At 38.1% G+C, this 7,791-nt stretch carries 6 protein-coding genes; 4 read left to right on the top strand and 2 right to left on the bottom strand.

The features are described 5' to 3' along the window. On the top strand, positions 1-384 hold a 384-nt coding region (locus tag ABZB17_RS17760), incomplete at its 5' end, for a M24 family metallopeptidase (RefSeq protein WP_372652110.1). Positions 385-399: 15 nt separating this feature from the next. On the opposite strand, the gene ABZB17_RS17755 is transcribed toward ABZB17_RS17760, so the two are convergent. Continuing rightward, positions 400-831, bottom strand: a complete 432-nt coding sequence (locus tag ABZB17_RS17755) for a hypothetical protein (protein WP_372652112.1) — start codon at positions 829-831, stop codon at positions 400-402. 419 nt (positions 832-1,250) lie between these two features. Here ABZB17_RS17755 and ABZB17_RS17750 point away from each other — a divergent pair, with 419 nt between their 5' ends. The 3 genes from ABZB17_RS17750 to ABZB17_RS17740 all read left to right on the top strand — a co-directional run bounded on the left by ABZB17_RS17750 (position 1,251) and on the right by ABZB17_RS17740 (position 5,804). Beyond that, entirely contained in the window at positions 1,251-3,422 is a 2,172-nt protein-coding gene (locus ABZB17_RS17750) for a DUF349 domain-containing protein (RefSeq protein WP_372652108.1), read from the top strand. Between the two features lie 384 nt (positions 3,423-3,806). Continuing rightward, complete coding sequence (locus tag ABZB17_RS17745; RefSeq protein WP_372652106.1) at positions 3,807-5,093, top strand: Gfo/Idh/MocA family protein; 1,287 nt, start codon at positions 3,807-3,809, stop codon at positions 5,091-5,093. Positions 5,094-5,486: 393 nt separating this feature from the next. Further along, positions 5,487-5,804 carry an HU family DNA-binding protein gene (locus ABZB17_RS17740; RefSeq protein WP_372652104.1) on the top strand — a complete coding sequence of 106 codons (318 nt, stop codon included), beginning with the start codon at positions 5,487-5,489 and terminating at the stop codon, positions 5,802-5,804. Between the two features lie 38 nt (positions 5,805-5,842). Here ABZB17_RS17740 and ABZB17_RS17735 read toward each other — a convergent pair whose 3' ends face one another. After that, a complete protein-coding gene (locus ABZB17_RS17735) occupies positions 5,843-7,606 on the bottom strand; it encodes a hypothetical protein (RefSeq protein ID WP_372652102.1) in 1,764 nt (587 codons plus the stop codon). Between the last annotated feature and the right edge of the window lie 185 nt (positions 7,607-7,791).

Below are 7,791 nucleotides of genomic sequence, written 5' to 3'. Positions count from 1 at the left end.
TTTCCACATGGTTTGGGACATATGATGGGATTGGATGTACACGACATGGAAGATCTCGGCCAGATTTATGTGGGCTACGATGATGAGATCAGACCGGCCGATCAGTTTGGAACAGCAGCATTGCGTTTGGGAAAACGTCTGAAACCGGGCTTTGTAATTACCAACGAACCGGGCTGCTATTTTATTCCGGCGCTAATTGATAAATGGCAGGCCGAAGGCATAAACAAAGACTTTATAAACTTTGATAAGGTGAATGAATACCGTGATTTTGGCGGAATCCGTCTTGAAGACGATATTCTTGTTACCGAAACAGGTAGCGAAATAATAGGAGAGCGGGTTCCTATTGAACCCGATGATGTTGAAAAGATTGTTCAACAAGGATAAACAAGAGAAAGGCATTCATAGTTGTGGATGCCTTTTTTTTAATATCCGGTGGTAAAAATAATCCATTTCCGACAGAAGCTCATCGCGCACGGCACAACACCTTTCCCGAATTTCTTCTTGCGATTTAGCGCCTTTATACGGGCTTTTAAAGCCCAAATGCAGTTTCCGTTTATAGTTTACTTTCGGAATTGTCAACTCCTCGCTTGTTCCTTCGCCCACCGTTATCAGGTAATCAAAATCCATATCAGCATATTCTGTATAACTGTGAGGCACGCTTTGTTGCAAATTTATGCCGGCTTCGCTCATCACCTCCATGGCAATTGAGCTAACATGATCCACAGGATCTAATCCGGCAGAATAAATTTGTAGATTGTCATCGTTGTAGTTTCGTAGTATGGCTTCGGCCATTTGACTTCGGCAAGAGTTGCGGTTGCTTAAGAATAAAATACTTATCCCATCATTTTAGATTTAAGTTGGTGTCTGTTCAAAAATTGGAATAGTAATTTACTATAATTCTTTCACAATAAAAATGTCTTATGTTTTGATAATTAAACTTTTAACAATGTTTAGAAACATGGTTTCAGAACATATTTTTAACCAATCATATTGAATTAAGTAGTGGATACAGCCCTTATCGATAAATGTAAAGTAAACATGCATTAAACCTGCTAAAAAAGGCTCGTACAGAAGATTTTAGCGCATGAATGGTGCAAAATAACATTCGCTAACCAATTGAAAACCAATTGCTATAAAATTCATAAAATATTATTTTCTCTTATTAATTGAGTATTAATGGGGATTTCCCTATTTTCGTAGGTGAATGATATCATGAAAATCGTTGCAATACGATGTAAAAAATAATGTAAATGGAACCTAAAGATCTAAAAAACTCGGAAGAGTTAAAGCGTACGGAGAATACTGACCTTGAGAATTCTGAAGTTAAACCAACTTCGGAAGAAGCTGCGAAATCGGAAGACCCGAATACTGTTGAGGATGAAAAAAGTGTTGAACCCACCGAGGAAAAAATACCCGAACAACCTGCGGTAGAAGCTGTTGAAGAAACTGCGACAGAAGAGCCTGAAACAGAAGTGGAAAAAGAATCACAAACGGAGTCGGAGACCGAATCAAAATCAGAAGAAGAAAGCACAACAGATTCTGCCGAAGTAGAGGAAGACACTACTGAAGAAAAAGAAGCAGAAGAAGTACAAGTTGAACCGGAAACTGTAGCCACAGAAAAAGAGCAGCCAACAACGGAAAGTACAGCAGAAAAAGCAGAGCCTGTTAAAGAAGAAAAGCCGGAAAAACGAGAGCCGGTCGATTATTCCAATCACTCAAAGGTTGAGCTTGTGAATGCTCTTCGCGACGTACTTGAAGGTGAGAGTGATATCAACGTAAAAGAAGAAATAGACACGATTAAAGCAGCTTTTTATAAGATTCTGAACGAAAGCATAGAAGACGACAAAAAGCAATTTATTGCCGATGGCGGTGCTGAAGAAGAGTTTGAACCCGAAGAAGACCCGTACGAAAAAGACATTAAAGATCTGCTAAAAAAATACCGCCACATTCGTATTGAGCACAACAAGCAGATGGAAGTCGAAAAAGAGGAAAATCTGCAAAAAAAATATGAGGTTATCGAAAAAATTAAAGGATTGATCAATAACGAAGAATCGATCAATAAAACCTTTAACGAATTTCGTGATCTTCAAAGAGAATGGCGTGAGATTGGTTTGGTTCCGCAATCTAAAATGAAAAATCTTTGGGATACTTATCATTTCCATGTTGAGAATTTCTACGATTATATAAAGATTAACCGCGAACTGCGCGATCTGGATCTGAAAAAGAACCTGGAAGCAAAAATCAAACTTTGCGAAAGGGCGGAAGAGCTGCTGGTTGAAGAACCATCAATTCTGAAAGCTTTTAACACCCTTCAGAAATACCATGAACAATGGCGCGAAATTGGCCCGGTGCCTCGCGAGCAAAAAGACGATATTTGGGAACGTTTTAAAGCGGCAACAACCAAAATCAATAAAAAGCATCAAGACTTTTTTGAGAATAAAAAAGTTGAGCAAAAGAAAAATCTGGAAGCCAAAACAGCACTGTGCGAAAAAGCTGAAGAGATTATTCAGGAAGAAATTTCGAACCACAAAGAGTGGGATGAAAGATCAAAACAACTTGTTGAATTACAAAAAGTTTGGCGTACAATTGGTTTCGCGCCACGAAAGGACAACAACAAAATTTACGAGCGTTTCCGTACTGCCTGCGATGCCTTTTTTAATGCCAAACGCGCATTCTATGCCAAAAACAAAGAAGAGCAACAGAATAATCTGCAGTTGAAAACTGATTTGTGTGTTCAGGCAGAGTCGTTGAAAGACAGTGAGGACTGGAAAAAAACAACACAGGACTTTATAAATATCCAGAAAAAATGGAAAGAAATTGGTCCGGTGCCTCGTAAACATTCTGATATTTTGTGGAAACGTTTCCGCGCAGCATGCGACTTTTTCTTCGATAAAAAATCGGAGCACTTCACGGATGTGGATACCGAGCAGGATGATAATCTGAAACTGAAAGAAGACCTGATTAAAGAGGTGGAAAACTTTAAACCGGTTGACAGCGTTGACAAAAATCTGGAATCGCTTAAAAATTTCCAGCGCCGATGGACAGAAATTGGTCACGTCCCGTTTAAAAAGAAAGATGAAATTAAAGTACAGTTCAGAGATGCTATTAACAAATTGTTCGATGAACTAAATTTGGACGATGAAAAACGCAATCTGTTGAAATTCAGAAATAAAATGTCGTCGTTCTCTGAGTCATCGCGTGGGCAAAACAAAATGCGCATGGAACGCGATAAGTACATGAACAAAATGAAACAGCTGGAAAACGACCTGGTATTGCTGGATAATAATGTTGGGTTCTTTGCCAAATCGAAAAATGCAGAATCGCTGATTAAGGATGTGAAAAAGAAAATTGAAGTAACCAAGCAAAAAATTGAGTTGCTGAAAGACAAGATTCGCGTTATCGATGAAATGGATAATGACTAAAGAATAAGATCTTTTCCAATATTTAAAGCCGGTTTTTACCGGCTTTTTTTATTTTCACAGGTTATTTTAAAACTTGCGGGTATAGCTCTGTAAAAATGTGAGGCCTCAAAAATAAAGGTGTACTATGATTCTTAAAATAGCTTAAGATATCCTTACATCTTGATATTTTATTCTATCATAATCTTTTATAACTTTGGTAGTGAGTATAGCCATTATTTGTACAAACAGGTATATGGTACTTAAAACTAACTAAAACTAATAATCTGAGTAATGAAAAGTAAAAGTCATTCATCCCGACGATCGTTTATAAAAAACACGGTTCTCGGCACAGCCCTTGTTTCCTCTACTCCAACAATTTTAGCGAATTCCTACAGTCAGCGGATAATGTTGAACCTACGTGAATTTGAACCGAACCAGTATTCAGCCAACGACCAGGTACAATTGGCACTGATAGGAGCCGGAATTCAGGGAATTTACGATACTTCTTCGGCTCTTCGCGTGCCGGGGGTGAAACTGGTTGCTGCCTGTGATTTGTATACCGGCCGTTTGCAACGCGCAAAAGAATTATGGGGCGACGATATTTATGTAACCCGTGATTACCGTGAAATCCTCAACCGCGAGGATATTGATGCCGTAATTATTGCCACGCCGGATCACTGGCATATAAAAATCAGTACCGAAGCGTTAAACGCCGGAAAAGCCGTTTATTGCGAAAAACCAATGGTGCAAAATTTCGATGAAGGTCAACCGCTGATACAGGCATGGAAACAATCAGGAAAGGTTATGCAAATTGGAAGTCAGGGAATGTCGTCGCTGGGTAACGAGAAAGCCAAACAATTGTATGAAGATGGAGCTATTGGCGAGATTGTAATGCTTGATATGTATAACGACCGTTATTCGGCAGAAGGGGCCTGGCAATATCCAATACCGCCGGACGCAAACCCCGACACGGTGGATTTTGATACATTTTTAGGGCGTGCCCCTAAAGTTCCTTTTGAACTGAAACGTTTTTTTCGTTGGAGAAATTACAGGGATTATGGTACCGGAGTTGCAGGCGATTTGTTTGTTCATGCATTTTCTACCCTGCATTATGTAATTAGTTCAAATGGTCCGGAGCGTGCTCAGGCAACCGGCGGATTACGGTACTGGGATGATGGACGTGACGTTCCTGATGTTTCGATAACACTTTACGATTTTCCGCAAACGAATACACATGCTGCTTTTAATGCTGCTTTCCGCGTGAATTTCATAGCCGGAAGTGGTGGCGGAGGTGGTTTCAGGTTAGTTGGTACTGAAGGCGAAATGGAAATCGGTTCGAATAGTGTAAAACTCAATCGTTCGAAACTGAATATGAAGCCTCAAGGTTATTCCTTAATTGCTTATACGGAAGAGATGCAGAATAAAATTAAGGAAGAGTATGATATGAAATACCTGAACGAAAGAAAGGCGGATTTGAATATTGGCGAAACCGTTTACGAGGCTCCGCACGATTACGAAGGTGCTCATTACGATCATTTCTATAATTTCTTTCAGGGTGTTCGCGGACAAAAGGAAATCGTTGAAGATCCGGTTTACGGGCTGCGTGCTGCCGGAGCTGCTTTGCTTGCCAATGAAAGCTATTACCAGGCAAAACCGGTACTTTGGAATCCGGATACGATGAAATTGAGATAGTAAATTTTAGAAATACGGACTACAAAAAAGTGCATTTCGTGAATGAAATGCACTTTTTTATTGGGGAATTTTGAATGATCATTCTAATTACTTTCCGATACAGAAGGTATATTCCATTTATTTCTAAAGAATTAAAGATATTGGTGTACAGACATGAGTCGAATTATGAGATTAACTATCTCAGAATCAAATACTTGCTTATTTATCCGTTAGTTTCTGCAAGTTAATGCAATTTTTGAGAACTATATATGCGGTTATAAATAAATCGAAATTATTTTTAGAATTTCATTTAAGCTTTTCTTTTTGATGTACGGTATAAGTTTTGTTTTTCTGGAAAATACAATCTTCAATTTTTTTTTAGCCGCCTGGAGATGCTAAAAAGGCTGTTAGTTGATGGAAAATCATTATTATTGTAAACAATCAAATATTTATAATAAAATGAATAAACAAGAATTAGTAGCGGCAATGGCTGATAAGTCAGGTCTAAGCAAAGTTGATAGTGAGAAATTTGTAAAAGCATTTGAAGAAGCAACAAAAGAGGCTTTAGGTAATGGTGAAAGTATTCAGTTAATTGGATTTGGTACTTTTTCAGTTACAGAACGTTCTGCAAGAACCGGTAGAAATCCACAAACCGGGAAAGAAATTCAAATAGCCGCCAAGAAGGTTGTGAAATTTAAAGCTGGAAAGGCTCTTGATGAAACGGTAAATTGATTTGAGAAGACTATAGAAAAGCGGGTTTTTCCCGCTTTTCACTTTTCTAAGGGTGGGGGAGCCTCCTGTGTATCTCTAACATCTGAATGAAATAACACCTCACCGGAATTCATGTCCTTTATTTCGGTGTATGTAGCTTCTAGCTTTGGCAACAAGAATTTCAGGATTTCATCCATGACGAATAGTTTATCCGTAGTTAACATTGAAATCCCATGGTAAAACCGATTGTAGTTGCCTAGTTCTGTAAAGAAATTACTTCCACTACATTTTTCAAATAGAAACTCCAATTTATCAAGTTTCGGCTCGGCGTATACACAGAGTTCCCAAAGATTAAAAGCCGGTAAATAATGAGGAAAGTAGCTTAGCTTTGAATAAATAAAAGTCCTTAATATTCGTAGTACAGCTCGTGCAAACAATTCGCCCAATCCTTCGTAATTCTCACTTTCTGCATTGTCTCTTAAAACAAAGTACTGAGCGGCCAATTTTGTTGAAGAGATATAATAATGGTCAAGGTCAGGATACTCAGGGGTATACGGATTTTCCCAGTGAATGGCAGGATGATTTTTATTGGATTGAAACTTGAGGTTTTCTGGCACCATTACTTTTTTGAAAAAAGCCTGATGATAAAACAGATTTGTCTGAATCCAAATCCGGGTGTGTCCAATGAGCACGACCTCAAGTTTACCTTCAGATTTTGTTTTTACAGATTGCCGGATCTGATTCAAAATCTCCATTCCCAACCCTTTGCCGATTAGTAGAAGAAAATAGGTAGTTGTGTAATGATTTTGAGACTGATAAAATAAATAGATCTCTTCAACCTCGTGAATTTCTAATACTTTAGAAATTATTGAAGACAGCTCTTTATCTTCTGTTGAAGAATCGGGATCGTCAGTGCTCTTCTGTGCCGGGACATCGTATTTTAGTTGTTTTTTAAGCTCCGAAAAACGATTTGAAACCAGTTTGTGAAGTTGTAGTTCTGCTAATACAATACTTTCATATAAACTCTCATTGAGCTGTACTTCATCTCCATTTTCTGCCACTTCTTTTGCTTTTTCGAGTTCAGAAACGAGGTAATATTCCTTCCCGCTTTTTTTAACAAATACTCCTTCAATACGGGGTACAAAATGAGTCAATTGTTTGATTCTTTCATGCAAGTCAATAGAATCAAAAGCATGTCCGATAAAGAGTATTTCAAGGAAACGGATAGTATATTCATAAATGTCCATGTAGGAAAGAAACATTGCGGTAAGCGAACCAAGTCTTTGAAAACGATTGGCTTCGGATAAAAGGATATCCCGGTCATGATAATAGCTTTCACGGTATCTTTTGAATCGCTTTTTAAAAGAACCCCAGTCGGTTTCAGGGCATTCTTTTGCCTTTGGCTCTTGATATATGATGGCTGACCTCCGGCAATAGCATGCCATAAAGGGATTACCTGTACGATATTCAAAATTCATCTTCCCCTGGAAAATGACATGGAATAATGTATTGCTCTCATTCCTGCTGATACGAATCCATTTTCGGGATTCTATCCTTTCAACTTGGCCGGGTTCGGAAGTTATAATTGTAATATGTGCTGGTTCACTTGTTTTGGCCTTGTGCTGGAAAATGTAGTCAATCGGGAATTCGTGAGTTAACTGTAATAGTTTCTCTTTCAAATCTTCATTCTCCGTTTTTGAGGATACAGATTCCGGGAATGTTTTTACACCAGAAGAGCATGGTATAAATTGGAAGTATCTATTTACACTTTCTTTTCCTAACTGGGTGAACGACATGTTGTTCTTTAAATTTGGACACTTCATCTTTATTTCTTTTTAGCTGCATTGGTTAATAATCATTTTGACATCTTATGATATTTAATAGGTCATGCATTGCATTGAGGTTTTCTAGTTGAACGGAATCGATAGGTACTAAATCCGCGTGGAGCATATTAAGCAAATAAGAATTGAACTATATATTGTATTTCAATACAAATATATATCATTTT

Source organism: Draconibacterium sp. (assembly GCF_041583095.1).
GTDB lineage: Bacteria > Bacteroidota > Bacteroidia > Bacteroidales > Prolixibacteraceae > Draconibacterium.
This window is presented reverse-complemented; position numbering and strand designations above follow the sequence as displayed.